The following is a 17,451-nucleotide window of genomic DNA, read 5'->3' as shown; positions in this document are numbered from 1 at the left end:
GATGGGTTGAGCTTGCGAAACCCATGCTGCCATGGTGATGGGTATCGCTTCGCTCAACCCATCCTACGCTTGAGTTTCTCCCGCACTCCGCCAGGCGCTCAGCCCTTCGCGCCGATACGCCCCAGCGCAAGCTGCAACACCCCGGCCACCAGCAACGCCGGCAGGGTGGCGCCCAGGTCCGGGGCGTAGTTGGCCAGCAGGTGGTAGGTGACCACGCCGCCGGCCCAGGCCAGCAGCGAGCCCCAGCGCAGGCCGGGGCGGACTTCGGCGGCGGCGCGGCGGCGCAGCAGGAAGTGGTCGACCAGCACCACGCCGAACAGCGGGGCGAACACCGAGCCGATCAGCAGCAGGAAGTTCTGGTACTGCGCAAGCGGCGCGAACCAGGCGATCAGGGTGCAGAGCACGCCGATGATCAGCGCCAGGTGCTCGACCTTCAGCGGCACCAGGATGCCGCTGGAAACCGCCGCCGAGTGGATGTCGGCGAAGGCCTTTTCCGATTCGTCGAGCAGGATCAGCAGCAGCGGGATGCCCATGCCGGCGCCGGCCAGGGCCAGCAGCAGGGCGTTGGCGTCGCTGCCCTGGGCGAACGCCAGGGTGTAGGCCACGCCCAGGCCCATCAGCCAGAAGCAGCCGATGAAGAAGCCCAGCGCGGCGCCGCCGAACACCTGCCCGGCGTGCTTGCCGAAGCGCGAGTAGTCGGCGATCAGCGGCAGCCAGGACAGCGGCATGGCGATGGCGATGTCGAAGCCCACCGCCAGCGGCAGCGAGCCGTCGCCGCCGCGGGCCCAGATGGCCGCCAGATCCGCGCGGTGCAACAGGTCCCAGGTCAGCCAGATACAGGCCGCCAGCAACAGCCAGATGCCCCACTTGCGCAGCACCCGGCGAACGAAAGCCAGCGGCCCGCTGACCGCCAGCAGGGTGGCCAGGGCGCCGAACACCAGGGTCCACAGCGCCGGGCTGGTCCAGGCGCTGCCCTCGCCGAAGGCGCGCGCGACCAGCAGGCTGGCGGCATCGCGCATGACGATCACCTCGAAGGCGCCCCAGCCCACCAGTTGCAGCAGGTTGAGCACGGCCGGCAGCGCCGCGCCGTGGCCGCCCAGGCTGAGCTTGAGCGAGGCCATGGCGGCCAGCCCGGTGTCGCTGCCGATTACCCCGGCGGCGGCCAGCAGCAGCACGCCGACCAGGGTGCCGAGGAAGATCGCCAGCAGCGAGCCGGCCAGGCCCAGGCCGGGCGCCAGCAGCGCGCCGGTCTGCAGCACCATCAGGCCGATGCCGAGGGAGAACCACAGGGAGAACAGGTCGCGCAGGCCGAGCACGCGCTGGGCGGCGCCAACGGCGATGGCCGGTGAGTAGTTGGTTGCAGTGGTGGTGGTCACGATGTGCGCAAGGCTCTGGGGTTATTGGGATGTGTCTTCTTTTCGTAGGAGCGAGCTTGCTCGCGAACCGGCCCCGAGCCTGGGCTGTTCGCGAGCAAGCTCGCTCCTACAGGTGCCGCGGTGTAGCGATCAGACCTGTTTGTAGATCACCGAGCCTTCGTCCTTGAAGCGCGCGGCCTGTTCCTGGAAGCCGGCCTCGATGGCCTTCTGCTCGTCGGTCAGGCCGTTTTCCTTGGCGTAGTCGCGGACTTCCTGGGTGATCTTCATCGAGCAGAACTTCGGCCCGCACATGGAGCAGAAGTGCGCGACCTTGGCCGAGTCCTTCGGCAGCGTCTCGTCATGGAAGGTGCGGGCGGTGTCCGGGTCCAGGCCGAGGTTGAACTGGTCTTCCCAGCGGAACTCGAAGCGCGCCTTGGACAGCGCGTTGTCACGGATCTGCGCGCCCGGATGACCTTTTGCGAGATCGGCAGCATGCGCGGCGATCTTGTAGGTGATGATGCCGGTCTTCACGTCGTCCTTGTTCGGCAGGCCCAGGTGCTCCTTGGGCGTGACGTAGCAGAGCATGGCGCAGCCGAACCAGCCGATCATCGCCGCGCCGATGCCCGAGGTGATGTGGTCGTAGCCGGGGGCGATGTCGGTGGTCAGCGGGCCGAGGGTGTAGAACGGCGCCTCGTCGCAGCATTCCAGCTGCTTGTCCATGTTCTCCTTGATCAGCTGCATGGGCACGTGGCCGGGGCCTTCGATCATCACCTGCACGTCGTGCTTCCAGGCGATCTTGGTCAGCTCGCCGAGGGTTTCCAGCTCGCCGAACTGGGCGGCGTCGTTGGCGTCGGCCACCGAGCCCGGGCGCAGGCCGTCGCCCAGCGAGAAGCTGACGTCGTAGGCCTTCATGATTTCGCAGATGTCTTCGAAATGCGTATAGAGGAAGTTCTCCTGGTGGTGCGCCAGGCACCACTTGGCCATGATCGAGCCACCGCGGGAGACGATGCCGGTGACGCGCTTGGCGGTCAGCGGCACGTAGCGCAGCAGCACGCCGGCGTGGATGGTGAAGTAGTCCACGCCCTGCTCGGCCTGCTCGATCAGGGTGTCGCGGAAGATTTCCCAGTTCAGGTCCTCGGCGATGCCGCCAACCTTCTCCAGCGCCTGGTAGATGGGCACGGTGCCGATCGGCACCGGGCTGTTGCGCAGGATCCACTCGCGGGTCTCGTGGATGTGCTTGCCGGTGGACAGGTCCATCACCGTATCGGCGCCCCAGCGGATGCCCCAGGTGAGCTTCTCCACCTCTTCCTCGATGGACGAGCCCAGGGCGCTGTTGCCGATGTTGCCGTTGATCTTCACCAGGAAGTTGCGGCCGATGATCATCGGCTCCAGTTCCGTGTGGTTGATGTTCGCCGGGACGATGGCGCGGCCGCGGGCGATCTCCTCGCGGACGAACTCGGCGGTGATCTCCTGCGGGATGCTGGCGCCGAAGCTCTGCCCCGGGTGCTGGTCCTTGAGCAGGCCGGCGGCGCGGGCTTCCTGCAGCTTCATGTTCTCGCGGATGGCGATGTATTCCATCTCCGGGGTGATGATGCCCTGGCGCGCGTAGTGCATCTGCGTGACGTTCTTCCCGGCCTTGGCCCGGCGCGGGGTGCGCACGTGGGCGAAGCGCAGGGCGTCGAGGCTGGCGTCGGCCAGGCGGGCCTGGCCGAAGTTGGAGGTCAGGCCGGGGAGGATCTCGGTGTCGCCGCGCTCGTCGATCCAGCGCGAGCGCACATCGGGCAGGCCCTTGCGCAGGTCGATGCGCACTTCGGGGTCGGTGTAGGGGCCGGAGGTGTCGTAGACGAACACCGGGGCGTTCTTCTCGCCGCCGAAGGCGGTGGGGGTATCGGCCAGGGAAATTTCCCGCACCGGTACGCGGATGTCCGGGCGCGAGCCGGTCAGGTAGACCTTGCGCGAATTGGGGAAGGGCTGCGCCGACTGGCGATCGAGCTGTTCAAGGCGGGTTACGTTGTTCTTCTGGGTGCTCATCCTGGCTCTCCTGGGTTGATTGTCGGGAGAACCTGGGTGACGCGGGAGCCGCAAGGCACTGCGGAGAAAGGACGCGTCCGGGGAGGGCTGGGGCCGGCCGGAAAGGCACTGGGGACGCGGACTTCTTGTTCCCTACGCGGGTGCTAACCCGATCAGGTTCAACGGGATCCGGAACTATCCGATCTCAGCCCCTCGCAATGGGGCACCCCGACAAGAACGTCCGCAGTCTAAACAAGAGTTCGGCGCTTGGCCAATGCCGCCGGGCCGAAAGTATCGGATGCGACTTCGCGGTCACGCCCCGGCAACTACAATGCTGCAACGAATTGCCCGAAGATGGCGCCTTGACCGCCAATCGGGGCGACCGTAGCCTTGCCCCACCCGCACACTTTCTAGGACGAACGAATGCTGCGCAGACTCTCCCTGGCTGTCGCCGTGGCCGCCTCCACAGGTTTCGTCTGGGCAGCACAGCCCACGTCGAGCGTCGCTCCGCTGCCGACCAAGACCGACCTGATCAGCGTCTACAAGGATGCCGTAGACAACAACGCCGACCTCGCCGCCGCCCAGGCCGACTACCTGGCGCGCAAGGAAGTCGTGCCCCAGGCGCGCTCCGGCCTGCTGCCGCAGATCAACGCCGGCGGCAGCCTGGGCACCAGCCGCACCTCGCTGGACACCCCGGACGTGACCCTCAACCGCAGCAGCCAGTTGGTCCAGGCCAGCCTCAGCCAGCCGCTGTTCCGCGCCGACCGCTGGTTCCAGCTCAAGGCCGCGGAAAACATCAGCGAACAGGCCCAGCTGGAATTCTCCGCGACCCAGCAGCGGCTGATCCTGCAGACCGCCGAGACCTACTTCGGCGTGCTCCGCGCCCAGGACAACCTGGCCGCCAGCAAGGCCGAGGAAGCGGCCTTCAAGCGCCAGCTCGACCAGTCCAACGAACGCTTCGACGTCGGCCTGTCGGACAAGACCGACGTGCTCGAATCCCAGGCCGGCTACGACACCGCGCGGGCCAACCGGATCGTCGCCGAGCAGGCGGTGGAAGACGCCTTCCAGGCCCTGGTGACCCTGACCAACCGCGAGTACAGCGGCATCGAGGGCATCCTTCACTCGCTGCCGGTGGTGGTGCCGACGCCGAACGACGCCAAGGCCTGGGTGGATACCTCGGTGCAACAGAACATCGCCCTGCAGGCCAGCAACTTCGCGGTCACCGCCGCCGAGGAAACCCTGCGCCAGCGCAAGGCCGGGCACCTGCCGACCGTGGACGCGGTGGTGCAGTACCAGAAGGGCGACAACGACGCGCTGGGCTTCACCAACACCGGCACCGCCCCGACCTACGGCAAGTGGGTGGACCAGACCAGCGTCGGCGTGCAGTTGAACATCCCGATCTACAGCGGCGGCCTGACCAGCTCCCAGGTGCGCGAGTCGTACCAGCGCCTGAGCCAGAGCGAGCAGCTGCGCGAAAGCCAGCGCCGCCAGGTGGTGCAGGACGCGCGCAACCAGCACCGCGCGGTGAACACCGACGTGGAAACGGTGAAGGCGCGGCGCCAGGCGATCATCTCCAACCAGAGCTCGCTGGAAGCCACCGAGATCGGCTACCAGGTCGGCACCCGCAACATCGTCGACGTGCTCGACGCCCAGCGCCAGCTGTACAGCGCCGTGCGCGACTACAACAACAGCCGCTACGACTACATCCTCGACAACCTGCGCCTGAAGCAGACCGCCGGCACCCTCAGCCCGGCCGACCTGCAGGCCCTGGGCACCTACCTCAAGGCCGACTACAACCCGGACAAGGACTTCCTCCCGCCGGACCTGGCCAAGGCCGCCGAGCAGCAGCTGGAAAGCAGCAGCAAGGCGCGGACCCAGCAGTGAACAACAAGCCCGGCGGAAGCCGGGCTTGTCGTTTGCGGAGCGGACTCCGTCCGCTCCTACGCCACACCCCCACACCATTTCCATGTAGGAGCGCGCCCTGCGCGCGATTTCGCGGGCAGGACGCGCTTACAAGGAACAGGAGAAACGCCGTCGTAGGATGGGTTGAGCGAAGCGATACCCATCACCACGGCCGCACGGGTTTCGCAAGCTCAACCCATCCTACGAAAAGCACCTCGGCGCGGCCGGCAAGACAAGGCCGGTCGCTCAGTCGCGATACCCCGGCGCAATGCGCTCCAGCATGCGCAGCAGCGCCTCCCAGGCCAGGTCGATGCCGTCCGGGTCGCTCAATTCGCCTTCGGCCTGCGGCTGATACGGTTCGTTGAACTGGCGCTCGGTGCGCCGGCACACCGCGTCCGGCGGGATCACCAGTTCGCCGCCGGCCTGGGCGGCGATCTGGATGTCGCAGGCCTTCTCCAGGTAGTACATGCGCAGGAACGCCTGTTTCACGCTCGCGCCCACGGTCAGCAGGCCGTGGTTGCGCAGGATCATCCCCAGGTGGTCGCCGAGGTCGCGCACCAGGCGCTGCTGCTCGTCGAACGACAGCGCGATGCCCTCATAGTCGTGGTAGCCCAGGCGCCCGTAGAACTCCATGGACATCTGGTTCAGCGGCAGCAGCCCCGCGGCCTGGGCCGCCACCGCGCAGCCGGCGCGGGTGTGGGTGTGCAGCACGCACTGGGCATCCTCGCGGGCGGCGTGGATGGCGCTGTGGATGACGAAGCCGGCCGGGTTGACCTTGTAGCGCGTCGGCGCCACCGGGTGGCCGGCCAGGTCGATCTTCACCAGGCTGGAGGCGCTGATCTCGTCGAACATCAGCCCGTAGGGGTTGATCAGGAAATGATGCTCCGGCCCCGGAAGGCGCAGGGAAATGTGGGTGAAGATCAGGTCGCTCATGCGGAAATGGGCGATCAGCCGGTAGCAGGCGGCCAACTCCTCGCGCAGCTTCCACTCTTCGGCGGAGCAGGTTTCACGGGAAGGCATCGGGATGGTCATGCCGGGGTTCCTCTTGTTGTTCGAACAACAGGCTACAGGCGAAGAGCATGTGCGGGGCTCTTCGCTCTTGCTTGCAGCTTGCAGCTTGCAGCTTGCAGCTTGCAGCTTGCAGCCTATAGCTTGACCTATTGCGCCGCCCAGGCGTTGAAGCGCTCTTCCAGCTCCTCGCCATGGTCGGCCCAGAACTCGTCGTCCATGGCCAGGCCCACCTTGATGTTCGCCGGCGCGGTCGGCACCCAGCGCGCCAGATCCTGCGGCAAGCGTTCGGCGGCCTGCTTGTTGGTCGGGCCGTAGGGGATGTTGTGCACGTACTCGACCTGGGCGTCGGCCTGGTTGGCGAAGGCGATGAAGCGCTTGGCCAGGTCGACGTGCTGCGAGCCCTTGATGATCGCCCAGTAGTCCATGCCGTACAGCGCGCCCGGCCAGACCAGGTCGAGGTTGCGCCCGCTCTTGTGGGCGTCGGCGATGCGCCCGGTGTAGCTGGTGGTCATCACCACGTCGCCGGCGGCGAGCCACTGCGGCGGCTGGGCGCCGGCTTCCCACCACTGGATCGACGGCTTGATCTGGTCGAGCTTGGCGAAGGCGCGGTCGACGCCGGCCTTGGTGGAGAGCACCTTGTAGACGTCCGCCGGGGCGACGCCGTCGGCCATCAGGGCGAACTCCAGGTTGTACACCGCGCGCTTGCGCAGGCCGCGCTTGCCGGGGAATTTCTTCAGGTCCCAGAAGTCCTGCCAGCCGCCGGGCGCGGTCTTCAGCTTGTCGGCGTCGTAGGCGATGGCCACGCCCCACACCAGCGCGGCCGAGCCGCATTCCTTGGCGGCGTTGGGCACCAACTGGTCGGCGCCGCCCAGCTGCTTCCAGTCCAGCGGCACGAACATGCCCAGGTCGCAGTTGCGCGCCAGGTCCGGGCCCTCGATCTGCACCACGTCCCAGTCGGCATGGCCGGTGTCGGTCATCACCTTGATGCGCGCCATCTCGCCGTTGTACTCGGCCTGGGTCAGGCGTGCCCCGCTGGCCTTGGCGAAGGGCTGGAAGAAAGCCACGTCCTGGGCCTTCTGCCCGGCGCCGCCATAGCCGACCACGACCATGGAATCCTGCGCCTGGGCGCTGCCGAGACCGAGTCCCAGGAGCAGCAGCAGGGGTTGCAAAGCGTTCTTGCGCGAAATCATCGAGCGGACCCTCTGTGGATGCGAACCGTGGCCACCGCGGTGGCACGGCGGAGGTGGGTTGGGCGTACCGGAACAACTCGCGGACGGAGGCGACTGGCAGTCAGAGGCGAAGGGGCGCCGCGGCCTGGTGCGGCCGGCGCGGGTAGATACCGTGGGGCACGGTTCATGCGCATCTCCTCTTGTAGTTGTTGTGGAGTACGTCGCTGGATACGCCCCGTCGGCGACGGGGCGTGGAAATGAAACTACCCAGTCACTTTTAAAAAAACAAGTTGATTTTTTACTGAAGGTAAATTTCCATGGAAATACGTTAGATGACCATCCGCCCACCAGGAGCCCCGCCGTGTCCGACGTCATCCACTTCCAGAAGTCCGCCCTGCAGTTCCAGCCCTATGCCGGCCAGGCGCCGGAGAACGCCGCCATCTGCCGCCTGATCGGCCCGGCCGACAGCCAGACCATGGGCGCCGGCCTGGCCCGCTTCGACGGCTGCTCCATCGAGTGGACGGTGCTCTACGACGAGCTGATCGTGGTGCTGGAAGGCCACTTCCGCCTGCGCCTGGGCGAGCGCGTCATCGAGGCCGCTCCGGGCGACGTGATCTGGGTACCGGAGCGCACGCCGCTGGCCTACGAGGGCGAGAAGGCCTGCGTGTTCTACGCCCTCTACCCGGTCGACTGGCAGGCCCGCAACGCCTGAGCCCCCACAGAACAACAAGAAAGGACGACGCCCGTGAGCCATGCCTTCCCGCACCTGTTCAGCCCGCTGCAAATCCGTGGCAAGCGCCTGAAGAACCGCATCATGTCCACCGGGCACGATACCTCCATGCCCACCGACAACCTGGTCAACGACCAGCTGGTGGCCTACCACCAGGCCCGCGCCAAGGGCGGCGTGGGGCTGATCGTGATGCAGGTGGCGGGGGTGCACGACAGCGCCCGCTACACCTCCCACGTGCTGATGGCCACCGACGACGCCTGCATCCCCGGCTACCGCCGCGTCGCCGAGGCCTGCCATGCCGAGGGCACCCTGGTGCTGTCGCAGATCTTCCACCCCGGGCGCGAGATCATGGAGTCCAGCGACGGCCTGCTGGCGGTGGCCTACTCCGCCTCGGCCTCGCCCAACGAGCGCTTCCGCGTGATGCCGCGCGAGCTGGACCAGCGCATGATCGACGAGATAGTCGCCGGCTACGCCGCCGCCGCGCGGCGCCTGCACCAGGCCGGGCTGGACGGCGTGGAAGTGGTGGCCAGCCACGGTTACCTGCCGGCGCAGTTCCTCAACCCGCGGGTGAACCACCGCACGGACGGCTACAACGGCGACCTCGACGCGCGCCTGCGCTTCACCCGCGAGGTGATCGCCGCGGTGCGCGCAGCCACCGCCGAGGACTTCATCGTCGGCCTGCGCATCTCCGCCGACGAGCGCGACCCCGAGGGCCTGACCGAGGACGAGTCGCTGCTGGCCGTGCGCGCGCTGCAGGGCGAGCTGGACTACGTGCACATAGTCGCCGGCACCTCCGCTTCCCTCGGCGGCGCCATCCACATCGTCCCGCCCATGGCCATCGAGGCCGCCTACCTGGCCAGCAACGCCGCGACCTTCAAGGCGCGCCTGGACATCCCGCTGTTCGTCACCGGGCGCATCAACCAGCCGCAGGAAGCCGAGCTGATCATCGCCCGCGGCCAGGCCGACGTGTGCGGCATGACCCGCGCGCTGATCTGCGACCCGCAGATGCCGAACAAGACCGAGACCGGCCACGTCGAGGACGTGCGCGCCTGCATCGCCTGCAACCAGGCGTGCATCGGCCATTTCCACCGCGGCTACCCGATCTCCTGCATCCAGCACCCGGAAACCGGCCGCGAACTGCAGTACGGGCGCATAGAACCGGCCGCGCAACGCAAGCGCGTGCTGGTGGCCGGCGGCGGCCCGGCGGGCATGAAGGCCGCGGCGGTGGCGGCGCAGCGTGGCCATGAGGTGATTCTCTGCGAGGCCGGCGCGCAGCTCGGCGGCCAGGTCAACCTGGCGCAACTGCTGCCGCGCCGCGCCGAATTCGGCGGCGCCTCCACCAACCTGCAGCGCGAAATGCAGCTGGCCGGCGTGGAAGTGCGGCGCAACACCCGCGTCGACCGCGCCCTGGTGGAAGCCGAGAAGCCCGACCTGGTGATAGTCGCCACCGGCGCCAAGCCCTACTGGCCGCCCTTCGAGCGCGGCGGCGAACTGCAGGTGGTGGACGCCTGGCAGGTGCTGCGCGGCGAGGTGCAGGTCGGCCGCTCGGTGCTGGTCACCGACTGGCGCTGCGACTGGATCGCCCCCGGCATCGCCGAGCAACTGGTGCGCGCTGGCCACCAGGTGCGCCTGGCGGTGAACGGCACCCATGCCGGCGAGAACCTGCCGCTCTACGTGCGCGACCACCTGGCCGGCGAGCTGCACCGCCTGGGCATCGAGATCAGCCCCTACGCGCGGCTGTACGGCTGCGACGACAGCAGCGTCTACCTGCAGCACAGTGCCAGCGGCGAGCCGATGATCTTCGAAGGCATCGACACCCTGGTGCTGTGCCAGGGCCACCAGCCGGTGGACGACCTGGCCGCCGAGCTGGAAGGCCTGGTGGAATTCCGCCGCATCGGCGACTGCCTGGCCCCGCGCACCGCCGAAGAAGCGATCTACGAAGGCCTCAAGGCAGCCTGGGCAATCTGAGTCGATGGGGTGGGCGTAGGGCGGATAACCGTTCGCGGTTATCCGCCGCCTGACCTTGACCGTCGCGCGCTCGGAGCCGAACCCGAAGCCGCCCCACGCCAAGTCCAGCAACGGCATTCGCGGCAAGCAAGGTGCAGCGACCCACAGGCGCGGCGCATTGTCTTAGAATGCCCCACGACCGACTCGCCAGGACCCTCGCCGCATGAGCCCGAAAGCCCCGCAGCAAGCCCCCGCCAGCGCCGAAGCGCAGTTCCTCGGCACGCGCATTCGCGGCCTGCGCAAGCGGCGCGGCATGACCCTGGCCGAGCTGGCCGAGCAGAGCAAGCTCACCGCCGGCTACATCAGCCAGCTGGAACGCAACCTGGCCTACCCGTCGATCCCGGCGCTGTTCAACATCGCCCGCAGCCTGGGCGTGACCATCCAGTGGTTCTTCGCCAGCGAGGTGCAGGCCGACCCGGCCGACGCCGGCTACGTGGTGCGGCGCAACGCGCGCACCAGCGTGCACTACGAGGACGGCATCGTCGACGAACTGCTCAGCCCGCAGCCCACCCGCCAGTTGGAAATCCTCCACTCGCGCTTTCCGCCCGGCACCTACAGCCAGCAGAGCTACAGCCACGAGGGCGAGGAAGCCGGCTACCTGCTCAGCGGCACCTTCGAGCTGTGGGTGGGCGAGCGGTATTTCCTGCTCAACGAAGGCGACAGCTTCAGCTACTCCAGCCAGGAGCCGCACCGCTACGGCAACCCCGGGGACGTGGATGCGGTGGTGCTCTGGGTGATTACGCCGCCGACGTTCTGACACCGCGTTCATTGTGTAGGAGCGAGCTTGCTCGCGAACGGAGTTCGCCGGGAGTCGTGGGTGCTGGGGTTGAGAGCGCCCTCTCCCTAACCCTCTCCCTGAAGGGAGAGGGGACCGTTGGGCAGGGTTTGATGCTCTGGAGTCAGCCGGCTAGCACCGTGATTTCCGATTGAAACCATTCCTTCTCTCGGCACGAACAAGCCCCCTCTCCCTTCAGGGCGGGGCGCGCAGCCGAGGGCTGGGGAGAGGGGACAGTGGTGATCTCATGCGCCGCCATGACCGGGAAACTCCGTTCGCGGGCAAGCTCGCTCCTACAAAGGCCCTAGCCCAACAACCGCGCCAGACCGTCGAGCAGCCGCCGCAACGCCCCCTGATTGGCCTTCAGCACCCCCAACCCAGCCTCCGCCATGCGCTGCGCCACCGCCGGCTCGTCCCACAGCTGCCCCACTGCCACCGCCAGCGTCGGCGCATCCAGCACCTCGCGCAGGGCGCCGACCTCGCGTAGTTGCGCGGCGATCTCGAGGAAGTTGAACAGCTGCGGCCCGGACAGCACCGGCTTGCCCAGCGCCGCCGGCTCCAGCAGGTTGTGCCCGCCGTTGGGCACCAGGCTGCCGCCGACGAAGGCGACGTCGGCCAGGGCGTAGAGGAACAGCAGTTCGCCCATGGTGTCGCCGAGCAGCACCTGGGTCGCGGCCTGCACCGGCTCGCCGCTGGAGCGGCGCAGCGTGGCGAAGCCCTCGCGGCGGCACAGTTCGAACATGCCGTCGAAGCGTTCCGGGTGGCGCGGCACCAGGATCAGCAAGGCGTCCGGGTGCGTTTCCAGCAGCTTGCGGTGGGCGGCGAGGACGATCTCGTCTTCCCCGGCATGGGTGCTGGCGGCGATCCATACCGGCCGGCCCTCGGCCTGCCAGTCGTGGCGCAGGGCCGTGGCGCGGGCGAGCAGTTCGGCGTCGATGCTCAGGTCGAACTTGATCGAGCCGGTCACGCTCACGCACTCCGGGCGCGCGCCCAGGCGGCGGAAGCGCTCGGCCTCGGCCTCGGTCTGCACCGCCAGCCAGCTCATCTCGCCGAGCATCGGCCGCGTCAGCCCTTCGAAGCGCGCATAGCCGCGGGCCGAGCGCTCGGACAGGCGCGCATTGGCCAGCGCCACCGGGATGCCGCGGCGGGCGCATTGGTGGATGTGGTTGGGCCACAACTCGGTTTCCATGATCACCGCCAGGCGCGGCTTCACCCGGTTCAGGAAGCGCGCCGCGGCCCAGGGCAGGTCGTAGGGCAGGTAGCAGTGCTGGACGCTGTCGCCGAACAGCGCGCGGATGCGCTCGGAGCCGGTCGGCGTCATGCAGGTGACGGTGATCGGCAGCTGTGGATAACGCTGCTGCAGGGCGCGGATCATGGGCGCTGCGGCGATGCTTTCGCCCACCGATACTGCGTGCACCCAGATACCGCCCGGCTGCATGGCCGGCAGGCCGAAGGAAAAGCGCTCGCCGATGCGCCGGGCATAGGCCGGCGCCTTGCGCGAACGCAGGAACAGGCGCAGCGCGACCAGCGGCAGGCCCAGGTGGAACAGCAGGGTATAGAGAGTCCGGTTCATGGCGGCGGAGAGTAGCAAATAACGCCGGAGGTTCGCGCATGCGGGCCGCTCTTCGTAGGAGCGAGCTTGCTCGCGAACAAATCCCGCTGCGGACTCCGTTCGCGAGCAAGCTCGCTCCTACAGTCGTGCCTCCTATTCCTTCAGGTGTTCGGCGAAGCATTCGCCCAGCCACTGCGCCGCCGGGCCCAGGGGCTCGTCGCGGCGCCAGACCAGTTCCACCACCAGCGGCGGCGGCGTCCAGTCGCTGGCCAGCTCCACCAGCAGCGGCTGGTAGGCCGGGTACTGCGCCACGTGGCGCGGCAGCCAGGCCCAGCCGAGGTCGCGCATCAGCAGTTCGGCCATGGCGTAGAAGCTGTCGGCGCGCCACACCAGCGGGCTGATCTGCTCGCCGCCCGGGTAGTGGCTGTCCTGCGGCGCCATCAGCAGCTGGCGGTGCCGCGCCAGTTCGCGGCGATCGGCGTAGTCCAGGCTGGCCAGGACGTGGCCGGCGCCGCACACGGTGACCATCTCGATGGTGCCCAGGTGCTGGCGCTCCAGTTCGTCCGGCATGCCCTCGTGGTGGAACAGCAGGCCGAGGTCGGCGCGGCGCTCCAGCAGCTTGCGCGCCACGTCGCCCTGGGCGCCGCTGGCCAGTTGCACCTCCAGGGTGGGGAAGGCCCGGGCCAGCGCCTGCAGGCCGGAAAGCACCGGCTGGTAGGGCATGGCCTCGTCCTGGGCCAGGCGCAGGCGCGCTTCCTCGCCGCGCACCAGGGCCATCGCCCGGCTTTCCAGGCGCTGGCACTGGCGCAGCACCTCGCGGGCCTCGTCGAGCAGCGCCCTGCCCTCCTGGGTCAGCACCGGCTGGCGGCCGCTGCTGCGGTCGAACAGGCTCACGCCCAGATCGCTCTCCAGCAGCGCGATGGACGAGCTGACCGCCGACTGCACGCGCTTGAGCTGGCGCGCCGCCGCCGAGAAGGAGGATTGATCGGCGACGCTGACGAAGAGTCGCAACTGGTCCAGGTTCCACTGCATGGCCTATCTCCCTTTCAGATAGGTAATGACTTTATCCCATCGCCGGGAACACTAGAATGTCGCTATTCGCAACATCGGCCGGCCGCCCGGCCACCCCTGGGGAGGACTGAACATGCCCGGCTATCTCTATCTCGCCATCGCCATCGTCGCCGAAGTCATCGCCACCGCTTCGCTGAAGTCGGTGAAAGGCCTGTCCACGCCCCTGCCCCTGCTGCTGGTGATCGTCGGCTACGCCATCTCCTTTTGGATGCTCACCCTGGTGGTGCGCAGCATCCCGGTGGGCATCGCCTACGCCATCTGGGCCGGCCTGGGCATCGTGCTGGTCAGCGTCGCCGCGCTGGTGCTCTACCAGCAGAAACTCGACACCCCGGCGCTGCTGGGCATGGGCCTGATCGTCAGCGGCGTGGTGGTGATCCAGCTGTTCTCGCGCAGCGTCGGCCACTGAGCCATAGCCCCTCGGTTATACTGCGCGCTTCGTTTCACGCGAGGCGCGCCCTTCCATGACCCAACCCCTGAGCACCGACATCCTGGTCGTCGGCGGCGGTATCGCCGGCCTCTGGCTGAATGCCCGCCTGCGCCGTGCCGGCTATTCCACCGTGCTGGTGGAGAACACCGCGCTCGGCGGCGTGCAGAGCATGCGCTCGCAGGGGATCATCCACGGCGGCACCAAGTACGCCCTGCACGGCGCGCTGACCGGCGCCTCGGAAGCCATCGCCGACATGCCCTCGCTGTGGCGCCAGTGCCTGGCCGGCGACGGCGAGTTGGACCTGCGCGGCGTGCGCGTGCTCTCCGACGCCCACTACCTGTGGTCGCCGGGCGGCCTGGCCGGCAACCTCACCAGCTTCTTCGCCAGCAAGGCGGTGCGCAGCCGCGTCGCCCAGGTGAAGGGCGACGAACTGCCGCCGGCGCTGCAGGACAAGGCCTTCAAGGGCAAGGCCTACCGTCTCTCCGAACTGGTGCTGGACGTGCCCAGCCTCATCGCCCACCTGGCGGTGCTGGGCGGCGACGGCCTGCTGGCCGGGGAACGCATCGAGCCGCTGCGCGAAGGCGACGAGCTGGTCGGCCTGCGCGTCGACGGCCGCGATATCCGCGCCCAGCGCGTGGTGCTGGCCGCCGGCGCCGGCAACGAGGCGCTGCTGCGCGAACTCGGCCTGGAGCAGCCGGCCATGCAGCGCCGCCCGCTGCACATGGTGCTGCTCAAGGCGCCGACGCTGAAGCCGCTGTACGCCCACTGCGTCGGCGGCGGGCCCAAGCCGCGGGTCACCGTGACCACCCACCCGGCCGCCGACGGCCAGTGGGTGTGGTACCTGGGCGGCGACATCGCCGAGGCCGAAGGCGTGGCCCGCAGCGAAGCCGAACAGATCGCCGAGGCCCAGCGCGAGCTGCGCAAGCTGCTGCCCTGGGTCGACCTCTCCGCCGCGCGCTGGGCCACCCTGCGGGTGGACCGCGCCGAGCCGGCGCAATCCGGCCTGCTGCGCCCGGACAGCGCCTTCCTCGCCGACCAGGGCCGCCTGCTGGTGGGCTGGCCGACCAAGCTGGCACTGGCGCCGAACTTCGCCGACCGCGTCTTCGAGGCCCTGGACCGCGACGGCATCCGCCCCGCCGCCGGGCAGCCGCTGCCGGAGCTGCCGCGTCCGCCCCTGGCCCGCCCGGTATGGGAGGAGCTGCTGCCATGAGCGGCCTGCACGCACTGCACCGTCCGCTGGGCCGCACCGGCCTGAACGTCTCGCCGCTGGGCCTGGGCACCGTCAAGCTCGGCCGCGACCAGGGCGTGAAGTACCCCAGCGGCTTCCGCATCCCCGACGACCGCGAGGCCGCCGACCTGCTGGCGCTGGCCCGCGAACTGGGCATCAACCTGATCGACACCGCGCCGGCCTATGGCCGCAGCGAGGAGCGTCTCGGCCCGCTGCTGCGCGGCCAGCGCCAGGACTGGGTGATCGTCAGCAAGACCGGCGAGGAGTTCGAAAACGGCCAGTCGCGCTTCGACTTCAGCGCCGCCCACACCCGCCTGTCGGTGGAGCGCAGCCTGCGCCGCCTGGAGACCGACTACATCGACCTGGTGCTGGTGCACTCCGACGGCAACGACCTGCACGTCCTGCAGCGCACCGAGGTCTACGAGAGCCTCGAACGGCTCAAGCAGGAAGGCCTGATCCGCGGCTTCGGCTTCTCCGGCAAGACCGTCGATGGCGGCCTGCTGGCGCTGCAGCGCGGCGACTGCGCCATGGTCACCTACAACCTCAACGAACAGGCCGAGAAAGCGGTGATCGACCATGCCCTGGCGCAGCATCGCGGCATCCTGGTGAAGAAGGCCCTGGCCAGCGGCCATGCCTGCCTGGGCGAGGGCCAGGACCCCGTGCGCGCCAGCTTCGAGCTGGTGTTCGGCCACCCCGGGGTGGGCGCGGCCATCGTCGGCACCATCGACCCGCAGCACCTGCGGCACAACGTCGCGCTGGCGGCCGAAGTCCTCGGCGGCTGAGCCCCTGGCGGCCGAATCCGGCGGCGCCACGACCGTTGATCGGCAGTCACCCAAGGTTGACACAAAGGGCGCATTCCTGTGCCATGCTCAGACTCCGCGGTGAAAAACCGCGGCACGTAAAATTGCCGCCAAAAGCTCGCTGACAGGAAAAACATCCGAAAACAAAGCGCCTTTCAGGACTAACCTCGAAATAATCGAGGGTTTTCGAAGTTCGCCGTCAACGCCCTAGCCACTGGCAACCCGGAACGATCGGCCAGGCCGCCCACCCCTGAAGGCGGCCCGATGCGCCCTGTACGACGAGGACCGCCCATGCCCCGTACGCTCGCCCGCAAGGACCCGACCGCCTTCAAGACCCTGCCGTTGCTGGTCGAGGCCAACCCCGACAGCCTGGTCTACCAGGGCCTCGGCCTGCCGCTGAATTTCTCCCAGGTCCTGGAGCGCCGCCGCCCGGTCGAGGTGGCCGATACCCAGCGCTTCACCGCCGAGCTGGCCAACCTGGGCGTGTCGGTGCGACTGACGCTCAACTGGCAGGGCCGCGACTATTGGGTGCTGGTGCGCCAGCAGCGCGCCGACCGCGGCGACACCGTGCTCAAGCTGATTTCCGGCTACGTGCCGTCCCACGAACTGAACCTGCCGCTGCTCACCGCCATCCAGGAAGTGGCCGAAGAATGCCTGGTGGAAACCGCCGACGGCTGGCTCGGCGGGCGCTTCGGCGACACCTGGCTGCCGACGCCCTACCAGGGCACCCTGCGCTACCGCGAGGCCAGCCACTTCTCGCTGACGCCGCTGTCCGGCGCCGCGCGCCCGGTGCAGGCCGGCGCCCTGCGTCTACTCGAGCGCCCGCAGGCCTACGTGCACCTGCCCACCGCCTCGCTGCAGCTGGTCTACGACCTGCGCATGGAGCTGCCCAAGGACGTGCGCGACGTCAGCCTGTTCCACGTCGACGAGCGCCTGGAAAGCGGCCCCCTGGTGGCCCGCCTGGACCGCCGCCGCCCGGACCTGTACCTGCTGCCGCTGGAACACGGCCAGCCCACCGACGCGCTCTTCACCCTGCGCAAGGGCGAACTAGTGAAGGCCGCGACCCGCGGCATCTGGCTGTCGGAGAGCTTCGCGGAGCAGGACGGCTGGCTGGTGCGCGACGAACGCATCCGCTTCCGCGACTGGCTCGACAGCCTGCCGCCGGCCAACGGCAATTCCGGCAAGGGCCGGCGCACGGCCTGAGCCCCGCTCCTATGTATGGACTCACCCCCACCGTCAACCCGCTTTTGAACATGAAAACCCGACTGCATCTATGTATTAGGCCTGTTCGAGGAAGCCACGTCGGGCTTCTGGCCAACATTGGGTAAGCCCGCGGAATGCCGATTACAAAGAGGCCTCGAAGGCCGGTAGGAGCGTAGGCATCGATCCGCGACGGTCTGACCAGGGGTCAATG

Annotated in this window: 14 protein-coding genes and 1 riboswitch; of the genes, 8 read left to right on the top strand and 6 right to left on the bottom strand. The window is 68.6% G+C overall.

Annotated features, from left to right (window positions below):
- Window positions 1-98: 98 nt before the first annotated feature.
- Window positions 99-1,376: a putative hydroxymethylpyrimidine transporter CytX gene (gene cytX / locus FG99_RS07560; protein WP_043268554.1), complete on the bottom strand. Its 1,278-nt coding sequence runs from the start codon at window positions 1,374-1,376 to the stop codon at window positions 99-101.
- Between the two features lie 129 nt (window positions 1,377-1,505).
- Window positions 1,506-3,386, bottom strand: a complete 1,881-nt coding sequence (gene thiC / locus FG99_RS07555) for a phosphomethylpyrimidine synthase ThiC (RefSeq protein WP_043268552.1) — start codon at window positions 3,384-3,386, stop codon at window positions 1,506-1,508.
- Between the two features lie 112 nt (window positions 3,387-3,498).
- A riboswitch (TPP riboswitch) is annotated at window positions 3,499-3,606 on the bottom strand.
- 182 nt (window positions 3,607-3,788) lie between these two features.
- On the opposite strand from thiC, the gene FG99_RS07550 reads away from it, so the two are divergent.
- On the top strand, window positions 3,789-5,249 hold the full coding sequence (locus tag FG99_RS07550; protein ID WP_043268550.1) for a TolC family outer membrane protein: 1,461 nt from the start codon (window positions 3,789-3,791) through the stop codon (window positions 5,247-5,249).
- Window positions 5,250-5,513: 264 nt separating this feature from the next.
- Here the strand turns inward: FG99_RS07550 and FG99_RS07545 are convergent, their stop codons facing one another.
- Complete coding sequence (locus FG99_RS07545; RefSeq protein ID WP_051878580.1) at window positions 5,514-6,299, bottom strand: class II aldolase/adducin family protein; 786 nt, start codon at window positions 6,297-6,299, stop codon at window positions 5,514-5,516.
- A 125-nt stretch (window positions 6,300-6,424) separates the two neighbouring features.
- Entirely contained in the window at window positions 6,425-7,468 is a 1,044-nt protein-coding gene (locus tag FG99_RS07540) for an ABC transporter substrate-binding protein (RefSeq protein ID WP_043268548.1), read from the bottom strand.
- A gap of 340 nt (window positions 7,469-7,808) precedes the next feature.
- Between FG99_RS07540 and FG99_RS07535 the strand changes: the two genes are divergently transcribed.
- The 3 genes from FG99_RS07535 to FG99_RS07525 all read left to right on the top strand — a co-directional run bounded on the left by FG99_RS07535 (window position 7,809) and on the right by FG99_RS07525 (window position 10,941).
- Window positions 7,809-8,159: a cupin domain-containing protein gene (locus tag FG99_RS07535; protein WP_009613539.1), complete on the top strand. Its 351-nt coding sequence runs from the start codon at window positions 7,809-7,811 to the stop codon at window positions 8,157-8,159.
- A 33-nt stretch (window positions 8,160-8,192) separates the two neighbouring features.
- Window positions 8,193-10,145, top strand: a complete 1,953-nt coding sequence (locus FG99_RS07530) for an oxidoreductase (RefSeq protein ID WP_043268546.1) — start codon at window positions 8,193-8,195, stop codon at window positions 10,143-10,145.
- Between the two features lie 202 nt (window positions 10,146-10,347).
- Window positions 10,348-10,941 carry a helix-turn-helix domain-containing protein gene (locus FG99_RS07525; RefSeq protein ID WP_009613541.1) on the top strand — a complete coding sequence of 198 codons (594 nt, stop codon included), beginning with the start codon at window positions 10,348-10,350 and terminating at the stop codon, window positions 10,939-10,941.
- Between the two features lie 322 nt (window positions 10,942-11,263).
- Here FG99_RS07525 and waaA read toward each other — a convergent pair whose 3' ends face one another.
- Window positions 11,264-12,532, bottom strand: a complete 1,269-nt coding sequence (waaA, locus tag FG99_RS07520; RefSeq protein ID WP_043268544.1) for a lipid IV(A) 3-deoxy-D-manno-octulosonic acid transferase — start codon at window positions 12,530-12,532, stop codon at window positions 11,264-11,266.
- Window positions 12,533-12,664: 132 nt separating this feature from the next.
- Entirely contained in the window at window positions 12,665-13,543 is an 879-nt protein-coding gene (locus tag FG99_RS07515) for a LysR family transcriptional regulator (protein ID WP_043268542.1), read from the bottom strand.
- A 112-nt stretch (window positions 13,544-13,655) separates the two neighbouring features.
- Here FG99_RS07515 and FG99_RS07510 point away from each other — a divergent pair, with 112 nt between their 5' ends.
- From FG99_RS07510 to FG99_RS07495, 4 genes are all read left to right on the top strand, one after another.
- On the top strand, window positions 13,656-13,988 hold the full coding sequence (locus tag FG99_RS07510; protein ID WP_043268540.1) for a DMT family transporter: 333 nt from the start codon (window positions 13,656-13,658) through the stop codon (window positions 13,986-13,988).
- A 55-nt stretch (window positions 13,989-14,043) separates the two neighbouring features.
- Window positions 14,044-15,219: an NAD(P)/FAD-dependent oxidoreductase gene (locus FG99_RS07505; protein ID WP_043268538.1), complete on the top strand. Its 1,176-nt coding sequence runs from the start codon at window positions 14,044-14,046 to the stop codon at window positions 15,217-15,219.
- Window positions 15,216-16,019, top strand: a complete 804-nt coding sequence (locus FG99_RS07500) for an aldo/keto reductase (protein ID WP_043268536.1) — start codon at window positions 15,216-15,218, stop codon at window positions 16,017-16,019. The genes FG99_RS07505 and FG99_RS07500 overlap by 4 nt, the downstream gene beginning before the upstream one ends.
- Window positions 16,020-16,328: 309 nt before the next feature.
- The gene (locus FG99_RS07495; protein WP_043268534.1) at window positions 16,329-17,240 is read left to right on the top strand and encodes a hypothetical protein; all 912 of its coding nucleotides are present in this window, start codon (window positions 16,329-16,331) and stop codon (window positions 17,238-17,240) included.
- Window positions 17,241-17,451 lie beyond the last annotated feature (211 nt).

Origin of the sequence: Pseudomonas sp. AAC, assembly GCF_000725445.1 — a bacterium.
Taxonomy (GTDB): Bacteria; Pseudomonadota; Gammaproteobacteria; order Pseudomonadales; family Pseudomonadaceae; genus Pseudomonas; species Pseudomonas citronellolis.
Note: the sequence above shows the minus strand (reverse complement) of the source record. Positions and strands in the feature narration are given on the sequence as shown.